The sequence below is a fragment of the Vreelandella sp. H-I2 genome (genome assembly GCF_052959335.1).
Genome location: NZ_JBRAMC010000009.1, coordinates 92,309 through 110,143, shown reverse-complemented (window position 1 = coordinate 110,143; position 17,835 = coordinate 92,309). Strand labels below are relative to the sequence as shown.

General features: G+C 55.7%; 18 protein-coding genes. 7 read left to right on the top strand and 11 right to left on the bottom strand.

What is annotated here, in order from left to right; genetic code table 11:
• Positions 1 to 3 precede the first annotated feature (3 nt).
• The 3 genes from ACUVOF_RS20055 (at position 4) to ACUVOF_RS20045 (ending at position 2,866) form a co-directional block, all read left to right on the top strand.
• The gene (locus ACUVOF_RS20055; protein WP_447046022.1) at positions 4 to 510 is read left to right on the top strand and encodes a DUF3304 domain-containing protein; all 507 of its coding nucleotides are present in this window, start codon (positions 4 to 6) and stop codon (positions 508 to 510) included.
• On the top strand, positions 507 to 2,393 hold the full coding sequence (locus ACUVOF_RS20050; RefSeq protein WP_447046021.1) for a DUF2235 domain-containing protein: 1,887 nt from the start codon (positions 507 to 509) through the stop codon (positions 2,391 to 2,393). The genes ACUVOF_RS20055 and ACUVOF_RS20050 overlap by 4 nt, the downstream gene beginning before the upstream one ends.
• Before the next feature lie 95 nt (positions 2,394 to 2,488).
• A complete protein-coding gene (locus ACUVOF_RS20045) occupies positions 2,489 to 2,866 on the top strand; it encodes a hypothetical protein (RefSeq protein WP_447046020.1) in 378 nt (125 codons plus the stop codon).
• 35 nt (positions 2,867 to 2,901) lie between these two features.
• On the opposite strand, the gene recG is transcribed toward ACUVOF_RS20045, so the two are convergent.
• The gene (gene recG, locus ACUVOF_RS20040) at positions 2,902 to 4,980 is read right to left on the bottom strand and encodes an ATP-dependent DNA helicase RecG (protein WP_447046019.1); all 2,079 of its coding nucleotides are present in this window, start codon (positions 4,978 to 4,980) and stop codon (positions 2,902 to 2,904) included.
• A complete protein-coding gene (locus tag ACUVOF_RS20035) occupies positions 4,977 to 5,906 on the bottom strand; it encodes a hydrogen peroxide-inducible genes activator (RefSeq protein WP_447046018.1) in 930 nt (309 codons plus the stop codon). The genes recG and ACUVOF_RS20035 overlap by 4 nt, the downstream gene beginning before the upstream one ends.
• Before the next feature lie 183 nt (positions 5,907 to 6,089).
• On the opposite strand from ACUVOF_RS20035, the gene ACUVOF_RS20030 reads away from it, so the two are divergent.
• Positions 6,090 to 6,971: an SDR family oxidoreductase gene (locus ACUVOF_RS20030; protein WP_447046017.1), complete on the top strand. Its 882-nt coding sequence runs from the start codon at positions 6,090 to 6,092 to the stop codon at positions 6,969 to 6,971.
• A gap of 10 nt (positions 6,972 to 6,981) precedes the next feature.
• Here ACUVOF_RS20030 and ACUVOF_RS20025 read toward each other — a convergent pair whose 3' ends face one another.
• The 4 genes from ACUVOF_RS20025 to gmk all read right to left on the bottom strand — a co-directional run bounded on the left by ACUVOF_RS20025 (position 6,982) and on the right by gmk (position 10,638).
• Complete coding sequence (locus ACUVOF_RS20025) at positions 6,982 to 7,371, bottom strand: RidA family protein (protein WP_113270167.1); 390 nt, start codon at positions 7,369 to 7,371, stop codon at positions 6,982 to 6,984.
• Positions 7,372 to 7,468: 97 nt separating this feature from the next.
• Positions 7,469 to 9,598, bottom strand: a complete 2,130-nt coding sequence (locus ACUVOF_RS20020) for a RelA/SpoT family protein (RefSeq protein WP_447046016.1) — start codon at positions 9,596 to 9,598, stop codon at positions 7,469 to 7,471.
• A 32-nt stretch (positions 9,599 to 9,630) separates the two neighbouring features.
• Complete coding sequence (gene rpoZ / locus ACUVOF_RS20015) at positions 9,631 to 9,888, bottom strand: DNA-directed RNA polymerase subunit omega (protein WP_113270169.1); 258 nt, start codon at positions 9,886 to 9,888, stop codon at positions 9,631 to 9,633.
• A gap of 117 nt (positions 9,889 to 10,005) precedes the next feature.
• On the bottom strand, positions 10,006 to 10,638 hold the full coding sequence (gene gmk, locus ACUVOF_RS20010; protein ID WP_447046015.1) for a guanylate kinase: 633 nt from the start codon (positions 10,636 to 10,638) through the stop codon (positions 10,006 to 10,008).
• A gap of 137 nt (positions 10,639 to 10,775) precedes the next feature.
• Between gmk and ACUVOF_RS20005 the strand changes: the two genes are divergently transcribed.
• Positions 10,776 to 11,471: an extensin-like domain-containing protein gene (locus tag ACUVOF_RS20005; RefSeq protein WP_447046014.1), complete on the top strand. Its 696-nt coding sequence runs from the start codon at positions 10,776 to 10,778 to the stop codon at positions 11,469 to 11,471.
• Between the two features lie 19 nt (positions 11,472 to 11,490).
• Here the strand turns inward: ACUVOF_RS20005 and ACUVOF_RS20000 are convergent, their stop codons facing one another.
• Both ACUVOF_RS20000 and ACUVOF_RS19995 read right to left on the bottom strand, forming a co-directional pair.
• Complete coding sequence (locus ACUVOF_RS20000; RefSeq protein WP_447046013.1) at positions 11,491 to 11,742, bottom strand: hypothetical protein; 252 nt, start codon at positions 11,740 to 11,742, stop codon at positions 11,491 to 11,493.
• Positions 11,743 to 11,833: 91 nt separating this feature from the next.
• Positions 11,834 to 13,045, bottom strand: coding sequence for an MFS transporter (locus tag ACUVOF_RS19995; RefSeq protein WP_447046012.1), 1,212 nt, complete (start codon positions 13,043 to 13,045; stop codon positions 11,834 to 11,836).
• A 232-nt stretch (positions 13,046 to 13,277) separates the two neighbouring features.
• Here ACUVOF_RS19995 and ACUVOF_RS19990 point away from each other — a divergent pair, with 232 nt between their 5' ends.
• Positions 13,278 to 13,889, top strand: a complete 612-nt coding sequence (locus tag ACUVOF_RS19990; protein WP_447046011.1) for a DNA-3-methyladenine glycosylase family protein — start codon at positions 13,278 to 13,280, stop codon at positions 13,887 to 13,889.
• A gap of 3 nt (positions 13,890 to 13,892) precedes the next feature.
• Here ACUVOF_RS19990 and ACUVOF_RS19985 read toward each other — a convergent pair whose 3' ends face one another.
• The 3 genes from ACUVOF_RS19985 to ACUVOF_RS19975 all read right to left on the bottom strand — a co-directional run bounded on the left by ACUVOF_RS19985 (position 13,893) and on the right by ACUVOF_RS19975 (position 16,686).
• Positions 13,893 to 14,768 (bottom strand): pirin family protein, encoded by an 876-nt coding sequence (locus ACUVOF_RS19985; protein ID WP_447046010.1) that lies wholly within the window; start codon positions 14,766 to 14,768, stop codon positions 13,893 to 13,895.
• Between the two features lie 245 nt (positions 14,769 to 15,013).
• A complete protein-coding gene (locus ACUVOF_RS19980) occupies positions 15,014 to 16,054 on the bottom strand; it encodes a zinc-dependent alcohol dehydrogenase family protein (protein WP_447046009.1) in 1,041 nt (346 codons plus the stop codon).
• Positions 16,055 to 16,113: 59 nt separating this feature from the next.
• Complete coding sequence (locus ACUVOF_RS19975; RefSeq protein ID WP_447046008.1) at positions 16,114 to 16,686, bottom strand: histidine phosphatase family protein; 573 nt, start codon at positions 16,684 to 16,686, stop codon at positions 16,114 to 16,116.
• 84 nt (positions 16,687 to 16,770) lie between these two features.
• Between ACUVOF_RS19975 and ACUVOF_RS19970 the strand changes: the two genes are divergently transcribed.
• A complete protein-coding gene (locus tag ACUVOF_RS19970; protein ID WP_447046007.1) occupies positions 16,771 to 17,817 on the top strand; it encodes a PDDEXK nuclease domain-containing protein in 1,047 nt (348 codons plus the stop codon).
• The last annotated feature ends 18 nt before the right edge of the window (positions 17,818 to 17,835 follow it).

Genomic DNA, 17,835 nt, shown 5'->3' with positions numbered 1-17,835 from the left:
CCCATGCTGGTGAGATGGATCTGGAACTGGTTGTTTAATCAAATGTGGGACGGCCTGCCCAAGAAAGCACGCTGGGCCCTAGCTGCGTTTTTAGCGGGTTTACTTATATGGCTGCTCTTTATGCCTAACCTGCACCCTGGCCCAACTAGTGCTTCCATCGTAGGCCATAATCACACGGAACGACGAATTCATAGTTTTCGCGTTAACGACGCTGCTGGTGGAGACTTAGGGCCTAATAGCGGAGGTGGAAGCATTGTTTGCTGTCAGAGAGTTGGAGGAAAGACTGCTGAGGTGGCTTGGACATATAGCAGAACAGTGGAAGAGTTTGAACGTGGCGATAGTCCAGAATCTCACACAGTAAATCTATCTATGCCTGAGCGTGAACGTCAGGAACTATACTTACATGTACATATTTTATCGGACAAAGAAGTGAAATTGGGGTGGAGCCAAGGCTTGGAGTCACCTTACAGCGAGACTTCATTGGCCACTGTCGGGGGTGAAACTCAATGACAGAGCAAGAAATCATAGCTAACTGTGAAGCATTGAACGCGATTAACGAAGATCTCACGCAGGAAACCAGTCTTGTTTGTCAGAGCACATTGGAAGTCGGTATTTTTTTCGATGGCGTAGGGCGAAATCTATTTCATGATGAGACCGAAGGACGCCTTAGTAATATCGCGCGACTACACCGTGCATTTCCTGGCCCTGAGTATGATGGAGCGGGTAAGCGTTTTCGTAAACTCTATCTTCCCGGTCTAGGTACGCAGTTGGAGATCGATGCGTCCGAGAGCATGGCCACCGTGGGGCGTATGGCCCCCGGTGAAGCCCGTAGCACGCTCGAAGGGCATATCAGTGGTAGCGCCCGCGAAGCGGTGGGACGCGGGCTGCTTGAAGAGAGCGGACGAGCCTGGTGGGAGACCTCTCGACGCACCCTGGCGCAGCAGTTCAGTTCGCTCAAAGGGTGGGTAAAGGCACCCCGCGACGCCGTTTTACGCCTTGGCATAGAGTCATGGTCGCCGCTACGGGACACCCCCTTGATGACCACACTACTGACCAGCGGGGCGGCCTCACGTCTAACCAAAGCAATGAGTGATTTTGAGCGTTTGGTGGCGCAAGCAAATTCAGGCGATATGCCGTTACGCACGATTCGTGTCTCGGTATTCGGCTTCGATTTTGGCGCCGCCCTGGCCAAGGCTTTTATCCGCGAGCTGCTCGATGAAACCTGTGACCGCGAGGGTGACACCTACCGCTACCAGGGTGCGGAAATAGTCGTCGCCTTTGCCGGGCTGTTCGATTGCGTGCACCGCACCCACCCGGATATGGGCCCGCTGGAAGCCCTGACACCGGCCGTCACGGAAATTGATGACGGCGGCCCGCTGCATCTCGCCTGCCGCCGTGCAGTGCACCTGATTGCTGCCCACGAACGCCGGATTACCCGCCGCTGCCGCCCCCTTGGCGGGGAGCAGGCCAACTGGCGCGAGGAGTTGCTGCCTGGCATTAGTGAAGATGTAGGCGGTGGCCTAAAGTCCGGCGAGCAGAAGGTCAGCGCCGAGCTATCGCGCTATGCATTGCACCGGATGTATCGCATGGCACATCGAGCCGGTGTGCCCATTCCAAACCTGGAACAACTCTACCAGCGCAACCCTGATGTGGCGGCATATTTTATGGTTGATGATTTAATAGAAGACCATACGCTCCCTTCACTGGCTCAGGCCTATGCAGAGGCAAGCCAGGGGCACCGGACTCCAAGTGTCGAGAACTTCCGCTTTCATAGCGAGCTGTACCTCACCTGGCTGGCCAAACGCTACCTGATGTACCGGGATACCAAGGCTGCGTTGGAGGCCCGGTTCGACGAGCTGCCCAGCCGACCGAGCGGCGTATTGGGCGTTCCCACGGCCTCGCTGACCCGGCCTGCCGAATGGGGAGATATCACCGCTACTACCGAGGAAGTTGAACAGGCGTTGGCTGAACTGGAAGCGCAATGGGGCTGGTTGAAAGAGGTCAGCCAAGAGGCGCGCACGCTAATTAGCCAGCACTATGGGGCGCCCAATGAGATAGCTAGCCACGCCCAGCGGCACTTGGCCACCGAAGGCAAGTGGGCAGAACTATGGATGGCCCGAACCAGCGGCGAGTCCGCGCGTAGCGAGATGGAAGCAACCTTCGAGCACAGCCCTGGCGTCGCCTATCTGTTCCGCTATGGCATCCATGACCGCCATGCTGAAGATCAGGCGCGGAGCTTTCAGGCCGGGGGCGCGAACGCCAGCGTAGGTAGCCGACACTACCGCTATTTCGCCTGGCGCGGCGTGGATATGCCTAGCGACGCAACCAGCTCATCAACGGAACAGCCTTCCCAGCACCCCAGGGAGGCCATGGCAGGTTGGACTATGCGTTGAGCGGGCGTTTACTGCTCGAATGCTTCATTCATTAACGGTTACCGCTGCCTGAGCTGGCGCGGATAGAAAAGAAAACGAATTATTAGGAGATATCCATGCGTCATTTCATCGCCATGACATTTGGTGGCCTTTCACCGCGTTATTACCTTCGCCAGCTACTCTTCGGAGCTGGCTTGTCGGCATTACTTCTGTTTACTGTGGTACAAGGGGGAGGGCAAATACGAATAGATCAAGTTGTATTGCTGCTCGCCAATGCCATGCTTTATCCCTACTCACGCTTTGTCTATGAAGAAGTGATAGGCTTCCTAATGGGTAATAACGTGTTCTTTGTCAACGCTTTATTCATGCTGATAGTGAAGTTATTCACCATCACGCTTTGCTGGGGGTTTGCCATTTTTATTGCACCACTAGGGCTTGCTTACCTGCTTTTTTATCATCGCCGTGCACAACGTAACGACGGTATCGAAGGCTAGGAGATGACCCGGTTGGCCTGGACTTTGCGCCGACCCTAAACCTGCCCATAACGCCCTGCTGCCTCACCTAACCAGCGGCGCACCAGCACGGCGGTGACGTCGGCGTTGCCCTGTAGCGTTTGGGCAAGCGCTGTTACCCGCTCTAACAAGTTAGCATCCCGCTCCAGGTCGGCGATTTTCATCTGCGCCAAGCCGGTTTGGCGGGTGCCGAGCACTTCGCCCGGGCCGCGAATTTCCAAGTCTTTCTCTGCAATACGGAAGCCATCGGTGGTTTCGCGCATGACGGCCAAACGCTGGCGCGAGCTTTTGGACAGCGGCGGATGATAAAGCAGCACGCAGAAGCTTTCCGTGCTGCCACGCCCTACTCGCCCGCGTAACTGGTGAAGCTGCGAAAGCCCCAGGCGCTCGGGGTTTTCGATAATCATTAAGCTGGCGTTGGGCACATCGACCCCCACTTCAATCACCGTGGTAGCCACCAGCAAATCCAGTTCGCCCGCTTTAAAGGCGGTCATTACCTCGGCTTTCTCGCTCGACTTCATGCGCCCGTGCACCAGCCCTACCGCCAACTCAGGAAGCGCTACGGTTAGCTCATCCCGGGTGACCTCGGCAGCCTGACACTGCAGCACTTCGGATTCATCAATCAGCGTACACACCCAATAGGCCTGACGGCCTTCGCTACAGGCCAGCCGAATACGCTCGACCACTTCCGGGCGCCGCTCGTCGGGCACTACCACGGTTTTCACCGGCGTACGCCCGGGGGGCAACTCGTCGATCACCGAGACATCCAGATCCGCGTAGGCGCTCATGGCAAGAGTACGTGGAATAGGGGTAGCGGTCATGATCAGTTGGTGCGGAGTAAGCCCTCCGGCTTCGCCCTTCTCGCGTAGCGCCAAGCGCTGGTGCACACCAAAGCGATGCTGTTCATCAATAATCGCCAGCCCTAAACACTGGAAGTGGACATCATCTTGAAATAGCGCATGGGTGCCGACCACCATGCGGGCACGGCCATCGGCTATCGCCGCTTTGGCATCCAGCCTCGCCTTGCCTTTGAGTTTGCCCGCCAGCCACGCCACTTCGATGCCCAGCGGCTCAAACCAGGCTTTGAACGAGCGGTAGTGCTGCTCGGCGAGAATCTCTGTGGGCGCCATAATCGCCGCCTGGCAGTTACCCGCCAGGGCGCTCAGCGCAGCCATAGCGGCAACCACGGTTTTACCAGAACCCACATCGCCCTGGATCAGCCGCAGCATGGGTGCCGGGCGGCTTAAATCGTGGCTGATTTCCTCCAACACGCGACGCTGAGCACCAGTTAGCGCAAACGGTAGTTGGGCCAAAAAGCGCGCCTGCAGGCTGCGTCCAGACGGTAGCGTTGGTGCGCCATCGGCCTGAATGCGCAGGCGAACCTCGCGCAGGCTGAGCTGATGGGCAAGTAACTCTTCCAACGCTAGCCGCCGTGTAGCCGGGTGCTGGCCACTGGTCAGTTGTTCGATATTCACATCGGGCGGAGGTTGGTGAAGCAAATGTAAGCTGGCGTGAAGGCCAGGTAACTGAAAGCGTTGGAGTAGCGTATCGGGAATCACATCGGGCAGCGCCTCGGGGGCGTTATCCAGCAGCCCGAGTGCCTGCTGCGCAAGGGCACGTAGCCGCGGTTGGTTGAGCCCTTCGGTAGTGGGGTAAATAGGCGTGAAATACTCTTCTACCGGCGTTTCGCTGCCGCCACTGAGCCGGTATTCGGGATGATAAATCTCTAACCCGGTGGCACCGGCGCGCGCTTCGCCAAAGGCGCGCACCGTGGCGCCAGGGCGCATCTGTTGCTGCTGCGCGGGCGAAAAGTGAAAAAACCGCAGACTCAAGATACCGCTGGTATCGCGTAGGCGTACTAACAGGCTGCGGCGACGTCCTTTTACCACATCGCAGGCGGTCACTTCGCCCTCAATGACCGCTTCTTGGCCCGATCTCAGCAGGCCTATTGGCGTCAGCCGCGTGCGGTCCTGATAGCGCAACGGCAGGTGAAACAGCAGATCGCTGACCCGCTCGATCCCCAACCGGCCAAGTTTCAGCGACAGCGCTTCGCCCACGCCTTTCAGCGCCGTAATGGGCGCGGCGAGATCGCTCATGGGGCGCTTTTCACGGCCTGAGCAGGCTGCTGACAGTGGCTGATCGCCTGGATGAGCGCTTCAATGGCTTTGGGCCGCGGAAAACTCGCCCGCCAGGCAATCGCCACGGTACGCGATGGCGCCGGGTTAACAAACGGCCGACTCACTAACATGGCATTCTCATACTGATTAGTGCCCAGCGCCGACTGCGGCAATACCGTAATGCCCAACCGGGAAGCGACCATATGGCGAATGGTTTCCAGCGAGCCGCCTTCGGCAATCAAGGTGTTGTTGGGGCTGTTAAGCTTTTGGGTAATCGCCGGACAGGCTTCCAGGATCTGATCACGGAAGCAGTGCCCTTCACCCAGCAGTAGCAGGCGCTCTTCGAGTAAATCCTCTTTATTGATCGCTTCGCGTGAAACCCAGGGGTGATTGGCGGGCATCAATACTTCAAAAGCTTCATCGTAGATCGGCTTGGTGACCACATCGGTTTCGGTAAAGGGTAACGCCACAATGATGACATCCAGCTCACCGCTTCTTAGCTTGGCGCGCAGGGTGCCGGTCATGCCTTCTTCAATATACAGCGGCATCTGCGGCGCTGCGCTGGCCAGCGCAGGAACCAAATGGGGAAACAGATAAGGACCAATCGTATAAATCGCACCAATGCGCAGTGGGTTGGCCAGTTGATCTTTACCCGTGCTGGCCAGCTCAAAAATCAGCGTGCTCTGTTCCAGCACACGCTGCGCCTGGGCAACAATCTTTTCCCCCAGCGGAGTAACCTGTACGGTGGACTTGGAGCGCTCAAACAACGGCGTTTCCAGTTCCTCTTCCAACTTTTTCACCGCGACGGAGAGCGTGGGTTGTGAAACGTGGCAGCGTTCCGCCGCACGGCCAAAGTGACGCTCCTGGGCGAGGGTTACGATGTAGCGAAGTTCTGTTAAAGTCATAGCGGTGCCAGTGGCATCCTCTCGTAGCAGCTCGTGACTAATATCATGGCGGTCAGCGGGATGGAAAAGGACAAGCAAGCTCTGCCGACGGTTTTCTCATCTGACGTGTTCTAAAACGACAATGTCACATTAGGTAGAGACTTTGCATCTAATAGGGAATATTAATCAAGAGGAGTGAGCACGGTGAAGCTAACCGTACTGATTATCGGCTGTGGCGATATTGGGATCAACCTTGGGCGTGAGCTGCTTGAGGAAGGGCACCAGGTGATTGGCTTACGTCGCAATGTCGAGGCTTTGGAAGGCACCGGTATTAAACCGCTAAAGTTGGATTTAAACGACCTCGAAGACGCCGAATCCAGCAGCCTTCCCCAAGCTGACTATGTCGTCTATACCGTCAGCGCTGATCGTTTCGAGGAGAGCGCCTATCAAAGTGCCTACCCCGAAGGCTTAAAGCGTGTGCTGCATATTATGGAACAGCATAAAACGCCCCCCCGGCGGGTATTTTTTGTCTCATCGACCAGCGTGCATGGCCAGCAGGAAGGCGAAGTGGTCAATGAAGAGAGCCCGACGGACCCCAGCAGCTTCTCGGGCACACTGATGTGCGAAGCCGAACAGGCGCTGATCAAACACTCATTGCCCGGCACGGTCGTTCGCTTTTCTGGCATCTACGGCCCAGGCCGCGACCGGCTCATTCACCAAGTCGCTGAGGGACGCGTGGCCGCGATCACCCCGGTCATCTACTCCAACCGCATTCACCGCGACGACTGCACCGGCATCATTGCTCACCTGATTCGCTATCAGGAGAGCGGCGAAACGCTGGCGGACATTTACTTAGGTAGCGACTGCGAGCCCGTTACCATGCATAACGTGATGATGTGGCTTGCCAAGCAGCTGAACGTAGAAGCCTCTGAAACGATGCAGTCTCCATTGCGCCGCCGGGCCAGCAAGCGTTGCGATAACCAGCGCATTGTTAGCACTGGCTATCAGTTCCGCTTTCCCAGCTATCGCGAAGGGTATGCACAGGTGCTGAAAGAAGGCGGCTTTTTAGCCCTCAATAACGTGTAACCCGACCCGATTAATCGCCGATCACCATAACCGCTTCAGCTTCCACCTGGCTGCCTTTGGGGAGCGCTTTTACACCGACAGCAGCACGGGCGGGGAAAGGAGCGGTGAAGAACTCTTCCATGACTTGGTTAACGATCGCAAAGTTATCCAAGTCCACTAAATACAAATTCAGCTTCACGATATCGCTTAACGAGCCCGCCGCTTCTTCACACACTGCTTGCAAGTTAGTGAAGACTTGGCGTGCTTGAGCTTCGAAATCCTCAGAGACAATCGCCATGGTCGTGGGATCTAGCGGGATCTGCCCGGAAAGATAAACCGTGTTACCTGCTTTAATGGCCTGGGAGTAAGGGCCAATCGCAGCGGGGGCTTTGCTGGTGTTGATAACGGCTTTATTGCTCATGCGGTGTTTCGCTCCTTAATGGGTATTGCTTAATTTCTTAATATTTATGAATAGCGTGCACTGCCGATTTTTTATCAGCATGTCGTTGTGTACGGTGTTAGTTGGCGAGTCGGGTAATTTTGCTAACGCTGGGTAAATTACGGATGCGTTTAATGATCCGTGCCAAGTGCACACGGCCTTTCACTGACAGTGTTAGATTGACGGTGGAAAGGTGGGCATCGCGCTCTTCAATGCCAATCCGTTCAATATTGGCATCGGCATCAGTAACCAGCCCGGCAAGCTCGGCGACCAATCCTCGGCGGCTCTCAATTTCGATACGCAGCGCAACCGGAAAATCTTCATCAATAGTGTCCGACCACTCAAGCGTGAAGAGTTTATCGGGATCGTTCTTATCAGTAACGTTCTTACACTCGGCGCGGTGAACGACCAAGCCTTTGCCCACAGAAAGATGGCCCACCACAGGGTCGCCTGGCAGTGGATGACAGCAACGGGCAAAACTAATCACCATGCCTTCGCTACCACTGATCACTACCGCCCGACTCCCCTCACCCTCATTTTGCTGTTCGTAATTGTCGCCGTGCGCGGCATCCACTAACCGACGCGCCACGACATGAGTCATGCGGTTCCCTAAGCCCAGCGACTCTAACAGCGACTCTTCAGAGGAGACGTCCAACTGCTTAAAGGCACGTTTGAGTACACTCTCATCGAGTTCTTCCAGACTGGTGTCGAACGGCGCTAACGCTTTATTGAGCAACCGCCGTCCCAGCATGACCGCTTCGGTCTGCTGCTGATGTTTAAGAGCATGACGGATCGCCGAGCGCGCCTTCGCCGTAGTGACAAAGTTAAGCCAGGCGAGATTAGGTCGTGCGCCGGGAGCGGTGATAATTTCCAGCGTCTGACCACTCTCTAAACGCGTTGAGAGTGGCGCCAAGTGGCGATCGATACGACAAGCAATACAGTTGTTGCCAATATCGGTATGCACGGTATAGGCGAAGTCTATTACGGTAGCTCCCTGAGGAAGTTCCATAATGTCGCCTTTGGGCGTAAACACATAGATATCGTCGGGAAAAAGGTCATTTTTAACGTGTTCGATAAACTCTAACGAGTCACCGGCATGGCGCTGCATTTCCAGTAGGCCCTTCACCCAGGCACGAGCACGGGCATGGCTACCCTCGGCAATCGGATGAGAGGTCTGGCCCGCCTTATAAAGCCAGTGGGCGGCAATGCCGTTATTGGCCATCGCCTCCATTTCGCGGGTGCGTATTTGCACCTCAATGGGCATTCCCCGGGAACCAAACAGGGTGGTATGCAGGCTTTGATAACCGTTGGCTTTGGGAATCGCAATGTAGTCTTTAAAACGTCCCGGCACTGGCTTATAGAGGTTATGTACTACGCCCAGAATACGGTAACAACTGGCCACGTCTTCGGTGATGATGCGAAAACCAAACACGTCCATAATTTCGGCAAAGGGCTTACGCTGGTCGCGCATCTTTTTATAGATCGACAGTAGATGCTTTTGACGCCCAATCACCGTGCCGTTGAGCGCGTCGTCATCCAGACTCTTTTGCAATGACGATTGGATTTCGCGCATCGTGCTGCGCCGATGCCCTCGCGCTTTAGCAACCGCACGCTTAATGCGCTCTGAACGCATCGGGTGAATCGCTTGAAAGGAGAGATCTTCGAGCTCAATGCGGATGGTGTTAATACCCAACCGACCGGCAATGCGAGCGTAAATTTCCAACGTTTCACGGGCGATGCGGCGCTTCTTATCTGGCCGCAGCGCACCCAGCGTGCGCATGTTATGCAACCGATCGGCAAGTTTGACAATAATGACGCGTATATCGCGCGACATCGCCAATACCATCTTCTGGAAGTTTTCTGCCTGAGCAACGGCTTTGTCTTCAAAGGTGATTTGGGTAAGTTTGGATACCCCATCGACCAGCTCGGCCACCGGTTTGCCGAACTGGGCCTCAAGGGCTTTTTTGGAAACGCCGGTATCTTCGATAACGTCATGCAGCATGGCAGCCATCAGGCTTTGATGATCCATGTGCATGTTGGCAAGGATATTCGCTACCGCGAGCGGGTGGGTAACATAAGGCTCGCCGGAACGCCGCCGCTGGCCATCGTGGGCCTGCTCAGCGTAGTAAAAGGCACGTTTGACCTGCTGGATTTCATCCGGTGGTAAATAGCCGCCGAGTCGATCGGCCAGGTCATCAATGGTGAACATCTACCGCGCCTCTATCGGTGTCGTTGTAAACGTTAGTCGTCGATATGAGTTGGTGCCATCGCGGGGCGCGGACGGACAGCGGCTTCAACGGGCTCGTCCAGCACCGTATGATCAACCAAGCCTGCGGCAATTTCACGCAGTGCCATCACCGTGGGCTTGTCGTTTTCCCACGGCAGTAGCGCATCACGGGAGCCGCGTGCTAGCTGGCGAGCACGCTGAGTGGAAATCATCACCAGCTTGAAACGGTTTTCAACATTATCAAGACAATCTTCAACGGTTACGCGAGCCATGGGAGCCTTCCTGTTATGACGGAACCGGGCCGACACCGTTATAAAAAAGCCAACGGAGCCGACCCAGCGAAAAAACGCATTTAAAACTGTACTAAAAACACAGTAGAACCGAATAGATTACTCGACCGCAGGCGCCTGTGACAAGAGCGCAGCTAATAGCGGCGCGTGACGCTCGCTCATTACCGGGCGGCTTAAGCGTCGGCTGATCACCAATGACTGTAATTCCTGCAACGCCGTGGTGAAGTCATCATTCACTACCAAGTAGTCATATTCATGATAATGGGCCATTTCACTCACTGCATCGCGCATACGTCGGGCAATCACCGCATGCTCATCGGTGCCACGGCTCGCAAGGCGTCGTTCCAGTTCATCGCGCGAAGGCGGTAAAATAAAAATCGACACGGCTTCAGGCATTTGATCACGTACTTGCTGGGCGCCCTGCCAGTCGATCTCTAGTATGACGTCTTGCCCTGCTGCCAATAATGCCTCTACTGCCTTACGCGAGGTGCCGTAGTAGTTATCAAAGACATTGGCATATTCAAAAAACTCACCACGCGCGATCATCGCTTCAAACTCAGCCACATCAGTGAAGTGATAATTCACACCATTCACCTCGCCCTCGCGCTTGGCGCGCGTGGTGTGCGACACAGAAACCTGAATCCCATCCAGGCTTTCAATTAGCTCGCGTACCAAGCTAGTCTTGCCTGCACCCGACGGGGCAGAAACGATAAAAAGCGTACCTTGGGACATGAAGCGCTTTCCCTTCAGTTAGCGACAATAAGCCATGAAAATAAGTAGAGCGACTGCAGCAGAGCAGCAAGGCTGCGCAGTATCGCACACCCATCGCGATGACTGTAGCGTTGGCGGTGACATACACGGAGGTAGACATGCGCAGTACGCTTTTTATTTTAGGCCTAATTGCATTGGGCGTAGCCCTACAAAAAGGCATTATCGAGATTCCCCGCCACTGGGCGCCCTGGGCACCGCTGCACATTGATGACCCCATCACGCCCGTCACTCAACTCAAGCTAAACCGCTTGGCGGATGATCGTGCTGGCTGTTTAGCTGCGTTAGATACGGTTCCCGAAGAGGAACTGCGTTACACACCATTGGCGGATTACTCACCTACGACAAGCTGCCCGCTGTCCAACATCGTGCGCATGGAATCTAGTGGCGTTGCATTTAATCAAAGTTTTGTAGCGTCCTGCCCTATGGCGCTGGCATGGGTAATGTATGAGCGGCACGCATTACAGCCTGCCGCAGAGGAAATAATGGGCAGCCGGGTGAGTCAGGTCAACCATGTGGGCAGCTTTGCCTGCCGCAATGTCTATGGCCGTGAAACAGGTAGGCGTAGCGAACACGCCACCGCCGAAGCGCTGGATATCGTGGGGTTTATGTTTGAAAACGGCCAGCGCGTTACCCTGATCAATAACTGGGATGATGAAGGCGAAACGGGGGAGTTTTTACGGGCCGCACGTGATGGTGCCTGCAATACCTTTGGCAATGTATTAGGGCCGGATTACAACGCCGCGCATGCCGATCACTTCCACATGGGCATGCGCGGGTTTCGGCTATGCCGCTAACGAATCAACCAGCATTTACTTAGTCGAGGCTAATATCGTCTTCATCCGTGGCGGCGCCTGTGGCAGCACCTACACCACCACCAATAACGGCACCTTGGGTTACGCTACCGCCAGTTGCTGCGGCAGCACCCGCGCCGACGGCAGCGCCAACACCGGCACCGCTAGCGGTACGTTCACCTGTCGTTGAGCCGCAGCCCGACAAACCGACGGTTAGCGCCACCAACGCGCCTAGAGTCACTATACGTGTCGTTTTTAATAAATGAGTGTGCATGATCATCTCCATATGGGTTGCAACCCTTACACACTAGAAAGAATTCGACATAATTGCCACGTTAATTATCACTGTTCGATAACTAAAAAAGCTAAGCACGCTGTGCCACAGCACTGTCAGTGCGCTTTTCCAGCCAGCGACCACCCGCAAAAATCACCAACCCACAGAGCGCTAAGCCAGCACCGACTAACCCCGTACTCGACCAGCTAAAACCAGCGCTGATCGCCAGCCCCGCCAACCACGCGCCTAAGGCATTCGCTCCGTTAAAGGCCGCATGATTGAGCGAGGCCGCCATCGTTTGGGCATCTTCGGCCACATCCATCAAACGGGTTTGCAGTGAGGGCGCCAACGCTATGCTGGTCCCCACTAAGCCGACAAACAAAAGCCCCGTCCAAACGTTATTCGCGGCAAAGTAAAACAGCCCTTGAATGACCCCGCACCACAGCAGAATAATCGGAATGGCGCGCATCAAATTTTTATCCGCCATGCGCCCGCCGATTAAGTTACCGGCGATAGAACCCAAGCCAAAAATCACCAACACCAGCGGCCCCAGCGCCTCACTCATGCCTGCCTGCAGGGTTAACGTTGGCATCACGTAGCTAAAAATAGCAAACATTCCGCCGCAGCCGATGCAGGCGAGAGCCAACGTGACCAACACACGCTGTTTAAGCAGCGCGGACAGCTCACGCATGGGACTGGCTAGCGTATCAACTGGCTGGACCGGCACATAAAACCTGATCAATAGTGCGGTGAGTAGCGCAATGCCCCCGACCCCCACAAACGCAATTTGCCAGCCAAATAGATTTCCGGTCCAGGTGCCCAGCGGTGCTCCTATCAGAATCGCCACCGTTAAGCCCATCATCACTCGTGAGATAGCCCGTGCCCGCTGGTCGACCGGCACCGCCCCCGCCGCCACCAGCGCGGCAATGCCAAAATAGGCGCCATGGGGTAAGCCCGCCAGAAATCGCAGGCCAACAAATGACCAGAACCCCGGCGCCATAGCACTGGCAATATTGCCGACCGCAAACACCAGCATCAGCACAATTAATAGCAACCGCCTGGGGGCTCGCGCGGCCAGCGCTGAAATCAATGGCGCCCCCGCTACCACACCCAAGGCGTAACTACTGATGGCATAACCCACCTGGGGCACTGTCACGGCTAAATCACCCGCCACACGGTTCATCAAGCCCATGATGACAAACTCGCTAGTGCCAATCCCAAAGCCACCCAGCGCCAACACAAATTCTGCCAGACGCGGGTTACGCGCCAGCCCTTGAGTCGACGAAGCTGTCGAATCCTGCATGCTTATCTCCTTGGGATACCGTACTTGTGGGTATCTCGCTTAGCGCTAAATGATCGCAGGATTAGACGAAAGTAGAAACATGCTGCGTTTAAAAAGTTAGCAAGCAAAATGCATAGGTCCCCTAAACCAAGTACCTGGCCGTCATTGAGCTTTCTCAACGAGTCTGGGCACAATGCTCACTCAATATGCGGCTCACTTAACACACTGTTTAACAAACCAGCACGAGGTCGCCATGACGCCAGAAACAATCGAACAGGCCATGCTGGCGTTAGCCGAGGCCGACCCCGATATCGCCCGCGCTCTACCACTGGTGGGCGCCCCCGGCCCGCGCCAGCGTGACCAAGGCTTTGCTACCTTTTTTGGCACCATCGTTAGCCAGCAGATCTCTACCGACGCCGCTCGCGCCATTATGGGCCGCGTCAATACGCTGCTACCGGCATTGCATGCCAAAGCGGTCATGGAAGTGGAAAGCCAAGCGCTGCGCGATGCGGGGCTCTCCTGGCGCAAGATTGAGTACGCCAAAGGGCTTGCAGAGGCGGAGCTGGCAGGCACCTTTAGCGCCGATGGGCTTGAGCACCTTAGCGATGAGGAGGTGATAACGGCGATTACTGCGCTACGCGGTTTTGGTCGCTGGAGCGCCGAAATCTATCTGATGTTTTCACTCAAACGCCCGGATGTCTTCCCCGCGGATGACCTTGCCCTGCGAGTAGCGCTGGGCCGCCTAAAAGGCATGGACGACAAACCCACGCCCAAACAGGCGCGCCAGCTAGTCGAACACTGGGCGCCCTGGCGTAGCGTGGGTTCGCTGTTTCTGTGGCACTACTATCGCGGCGAGCCGCTTTAAATATTAAGCATCCAGTCCGCCAAATTTGCCGTTCTGGTAATCGTCGACCGCTTGAACGATCTCTTCGCGGGTATTCATCACAAACGGTCCGTGGGAGTAGACCGGCTCGTCGATTACATCACCGTGACCAAACAGCAGACGCGCATCGCTGCTGGCTTCGATATCTAGGCGATCGCCGTCGCGATCTACTTCGATCAGATGGTGGGGCTGCACCGGCTCACCGCCCACCTCAACGTCCCCCTCTACCACGTAGAGAAACACCTGCCGCCCGGGGGCAACGGACAGCTGTTCATGGGCGCCGGCAGGCAACCTTAGCGTCGACATGAACACGCCGGTGAGCGTCTCGATAGGGCCAGCCTGGTCCTGCCACTCACCGGCGATCAGGTTCAGCTCACCGCCGCCAAGTAGCGCAATGGCAGGTATGTCCGCCTGCTGCAGCCCCACATAGCGCGGCTCACTCATCTTCAAGCGCGATGGCAGGTTGACCCACAGCTGAAGAATTTCCAGCGGGCCACCCTCGCGCAGAAACTCGGGCGGAGAGATTTCCGCATGCACAATGCCGCTGCCCGCGGTCATCCACTGCACACCGCCCGCATGGATCACGCTTTGATGGCTGGCGCTATCCGCATGAGCCAGCGAACCTTCCAGAATAAAAGTGACCGTCTCAAACCCCCGGTGCGGGTGCGGACCAAACGGCAACCCTCGGTTATTGGCCGGATACGTCTGTGGTCCGTGATGGTTAAGAAACAGAAACGGATCGAGCTGTTCAAGCTGCGGCCCCGGCAGCGGGCGCCGGGTAACTAAATCGCCGATATCATCGCGCTTGGCTGGATGCTGGGCGATCACGCGGCGTGCTGATTGAATAGTGTCTGATGGCATAACTTACTCCTTATCAATACGCCCAGCGTAAAACCTCAACCCGCAGATGAGGAGCGAATAATTTGCCTCGTTTCGTTGAAGGAAATTGTTACCAAGCGTCTCAAAGAGGCTCTGATTAACGTGATGAGCGCAGACCAGACAAGGCAAAAATCAACGAAGAAGCGGAGTTTACGGGTTGTAAATGAGCATTTTGAGGCGATTTTTAACGCCGTATGGTCAAGCGCAATAGTTAATCAGCGGTTTCCTCAAAACTCGGTCACCACCGTCACGCCCGCCCCTTCAACTTTATCCATATTCATCAGCGCATCAATCGACTGCTCAAGGGAGATGCGTTTGCCGATTAGCTTTTCAGGCGCCAGCTTTCCTGACTGGATCATCGCCAGCATGGCGTCATAGCGATGCGCCTGCATACCATGACTGCCCAGTATTTCAAGCTCGTGGGCAATGACTTTACTCATGGGAATGGCCGGTGTGCTGTTCTCAGCCAACATCAGCCCAACCTGAACATGCTTGCCACGTTTACGTAGGTTACTGATGGAGTTAAAGCAGGTCGTCGGGTGCCCTAACGCATCCAGGGATACGTGAGCGCCTCCCCGGGTTATTTCCGCAACCGCTTCAACCACATTGGCCACCTTGGCGGCATTCACGGTGGCAGTGGCGCCCAATTGACGGGCCAGATTCAGCGCGTCTTCCGAAATATCGATGGCGACAACGTTAGCGCCGATAGCATTGGCAATCATCACCGCCGATAGACCTACACCGCCACAGCCGTGAACGGCCACCCATTGGCCTGGCGATGTTTTGCCTTGATCGACCACAGCCCGAAATGAAGTAACGAAACGACACCCCAAGCTGGCCGCCGTCGCAAAATCGAGCGTCTCGGGTAGAGCGACTAAATTGACATCGGCGTAGTGAATACTCACATACTCGGCAAACGAACCCCAGTGAGTAAACCCGGGCTGAAACTGACTATCGCACACCTGATGATTGCCAGAGTGGCACTCTGGGCAAATGCCGCACCCACCCACAAATGGCACCGTGACGCGGTCACCAAGGCGCCACTTTTTGACGTCTTTACCCACGGCTTCCACAACGCCAGCAAGCTCATGCCCCGGCACATGGGGAAGCTGGATATCCGTGTCATGCCCTACCCAGCCGTGCCAGTCGCTGCGGCAAACGCCGGTCGCCCTGACGTTCACTACCACCCCATGCGGCTCTGGGGCGGGATCAGGTAATTGCTGAATGCGGGGAGGGGCGGAAAATTGCTCAAATACAACGGCTTTCATAACGAATCCCTCACCTAAATCTTTTTACTTTATAACGGCTCCTGCGGAGAAGACGCAACTTACTGGCCGCTAACGCTTAATCGCCCCACGACCCGAAACGAATCATCCGCTGGACGCACCACGATCATCTCCCCCGAACCAACGCCGCCTCCAATCAGTGCGGTGATATTTACCTGATGAGTGACCAGCAACAAATTACCCGGCCCCTGCCAGGCGGCAATCTGCTCTTGGGCGGTTTGGGTGATGGACGCCTGATCACCGCGCCCACTAAAGAACGAGTCCAGCCAGCGGGTAGGCGTTACAGGCCCCAGCGCCATCAGCTCAGCAGTATCCAGCGCCCGGCACCAGCGCGATGAATACACTGCCGCAATGGGAATATCCCGCGCACGAAACGCACGCCCGGCGGCGTGTGCATGGGCGCGACCCTGGGCCGAAAGATTGCGCTGGGTATCATATTGGGAAATCTCAAAACCCGGCGGGTCACCAATGCCAGGGGCCAGGGAGTGACGCATAAGAATCACCAAGCCGCCTTCTTGGAGTGCTTGCCAAGTGGTGGGGTTGGCTTGAGCGATGGGGAGCATACCCAGCACACCGAGCAACAAGGTTAAAGTGAGATGGCGTAGGGTGGGCATGGGGAGGCGTCCTTAAATCGGCAAAATTTGATATGGTTAAGCCTAAGCCAACTGACATTACTCTATGACGCCAAGGGTAAGCTTATGACCGAGCAGAGCCCAATCGCCTTTAGCAGCCTTGTTAGCGCGATTACCCAACAGATAGAGCAAGCACGCGGGCAGGTTCGCCAAGCCGTCAATACGGCTATGGTACAAAGCTACTGGGAAGTAGGCCGTTTGATTGTCGAGCACGAACAGCAAGGCAATCGTCGTGCAGAGTATGGTAAGCAGCAGCTTAAGCAGCTTTCGAAACAGCTTACCGAGCGGCTGGGAAAGGGATTTGATGTCACCAACTTGCGCAATATGCGCCAGTTTTATCACGCCTTTCCAATTCGCGACGCAGTGCGTCTCGAATTGAGTTGGACTCACTATCGCACCCTTCTGCGAATAGAAAACGCCCAAGCCCGCGCCTGGTATTTGCAAGAAGCGATCAACCAAAGCTGGAGCGCCAGAGCTCTAGAACGCCAGATTAGCACCCTCTACTACGAGCGCCTGCTGACCAGCCAGGACAAATCCCTGGTTGAACAGGAAGCCAAAGAAAACACTCAGCCACTGGCGGAAAGCGCCAAAGACTACCTGCGTGATCCCTACATTCTGGATTTTCTTAATCTGCAGGATAAAACCTATCAGGAAAGCCAGCTAGAGCAGGCCATTATCAGCAACCTGCAGCAGTTCTTACTTGAGCTGGGCAAAGGCTTTGCCTTTGTGGAGCGCCAGCAGCGCATCCGCTTTGATGACGAGGATTTCTATATAGACCTGGTGTTCTACAACTTCAAACTGAAATGCTTTTTACTGGTGGATCTAAAGCTCGGCAAGCTCAGGCATCAGGATATCGGCCAGATGGATACCTACGTGCGCTTATACGATGAGCAGCGCAAGGGCAGCGACGATAACCCCACCATCGGCTTGGTGCTGTGCAGTGAAAAAAGCGAAGCCGTGGTGAAGTACTCAGTGCTGGCCGAGCAAAAACAGCTGTTTGCGGCGAAATACCTGCCCTATTTACCCTCAGAAGATGAGCTGAAACGCGAGTTAGAGCGTGAACGGGCTCAGGCAGTGGAACAGCTTCAGCAGCAAGAGCTAAGCGATGAGTGATAAATAGCACGCCCCCAA

Bases quoted from the DNA above. Each gene is read 5' to 3' on its own strand.
- ACUVOF_RS20055 (WP_447046022.1), top strand. From the start codon at position 4: ATGCTGGTGAGATGGATCTGGAACTGGTTGTTTAATCAAATGTGGGAC.
- ACUVOF_RS20050 (WP_447046021.1), top strand. From the start codon at position 507: ATGACAGAGCAAGAAATCATAGCTAACTGTGAAGCATTGAACGCGATT.
- ACUVOF_RS20045 (WP_447046020.1), top strand. From the start codon at position 2,489: ATGCGTCATTTCATCGCCATGACATTTGGTGGCCTTTCACCGCGTTAT.
- recG (WP_447046019.1), bottom strand. From the start codon at position 4,980: ATGAGCGATCTCGCCGCGCCCATTACGGCGCTGAAAGGCGTGGGCGAA.
- ACUVOF_RS20035 (WP_447046018.1), bottom strand. From the start codon at position 5,906: ATGACTTTAACAGAACTTCGCTACATCGTAACCCTCGCCCAGGAGCGT.
- ACUVOF_RS20025 (WP_113270167.1), bottom strand. From the start codon at position 7,371: ATGAGCAATAAAGCCGTTATCAACACCAGCAAAGCCCCCGCTGCGATT.
- ACUVOF_RS20020 (WP_447046016.1), bottom strand. From the start codon at position 9,598: ATGTTCACCATTGATGACCTGGCCGATCGACTCGGCGGCTATTTACCA.
- rpoZ (WP_113270169.1), bottom strand. From the start codon at position 9,888: ATGGCTCGCGTAACCGTTGAAGATTGTCTTGATAATGTTGAAAACCGT.
- gmk (WP_447046015.1), bottom strand. From the start codon at position 10,638: ATGTCCCAAGGTACGCTTTTTATCGTTTCTGCCCCGTCGGGTGCAGGC.
- ACUVOF_RS20005 (WP_447046014.1), top strand. From the start codon at position 10,776: ATGCGCAGTACGCTTTTTATTTTAGGCCTAATTGCATTGGGCGTAGCC.
- ACUVOF_RS20000 (WP_447046013.1), bottom strand. From the start codon at position 11,742: ATGCACACTCATTTATTAAAAACGACACGTATAGTGACTCTAGGCGCG.
- ACUVOF_RS19995 (WP_447046012.1), bottom strand. From the start codon at position 13,045: ATGCAGGATTCGACAGCTTCGTCGACTCAAGGGCTGGCGCGTAACCCG.
- ACUVOF_RS19990 (WP_447046011.1), top strand. From the start codon at position 13,278: ATGACGCCAGAAACAATCGAACAGGCCATGCTGGCGTTAGCCGAGGCC.
- ACUVOF_RS19985 (WP_447046010.1), bottom strand. From the start codon at position 14,768: ATGCCATCAGACACTATTCAATCAGCACGCCGCGTGATCGCCCAGCAT.
- ACUVOF_RS19980 (WP_447046009.1), bottom strand. From the start codon at position 16,054: ATGAAAGCCGTTGTATTTGAGCAATTTTCCGCCCCTCCCCGCATTCAG.
- ACUVOF_RS19975 (WP_447046008.1), bottom strand. From the start codon at position 16,686: ATGCCCACCCTACGCCATCTCACTTTAACCTTGTTGCTCGGTGTGCTG.
- ACUVOF_RS19970 (WP_447046007.1), top strand. From the start codon at position 16,771: ATGACCGAGCAGAGCCCAATCGCCTTTAGCAGCCTTGTTAGCGCGATT.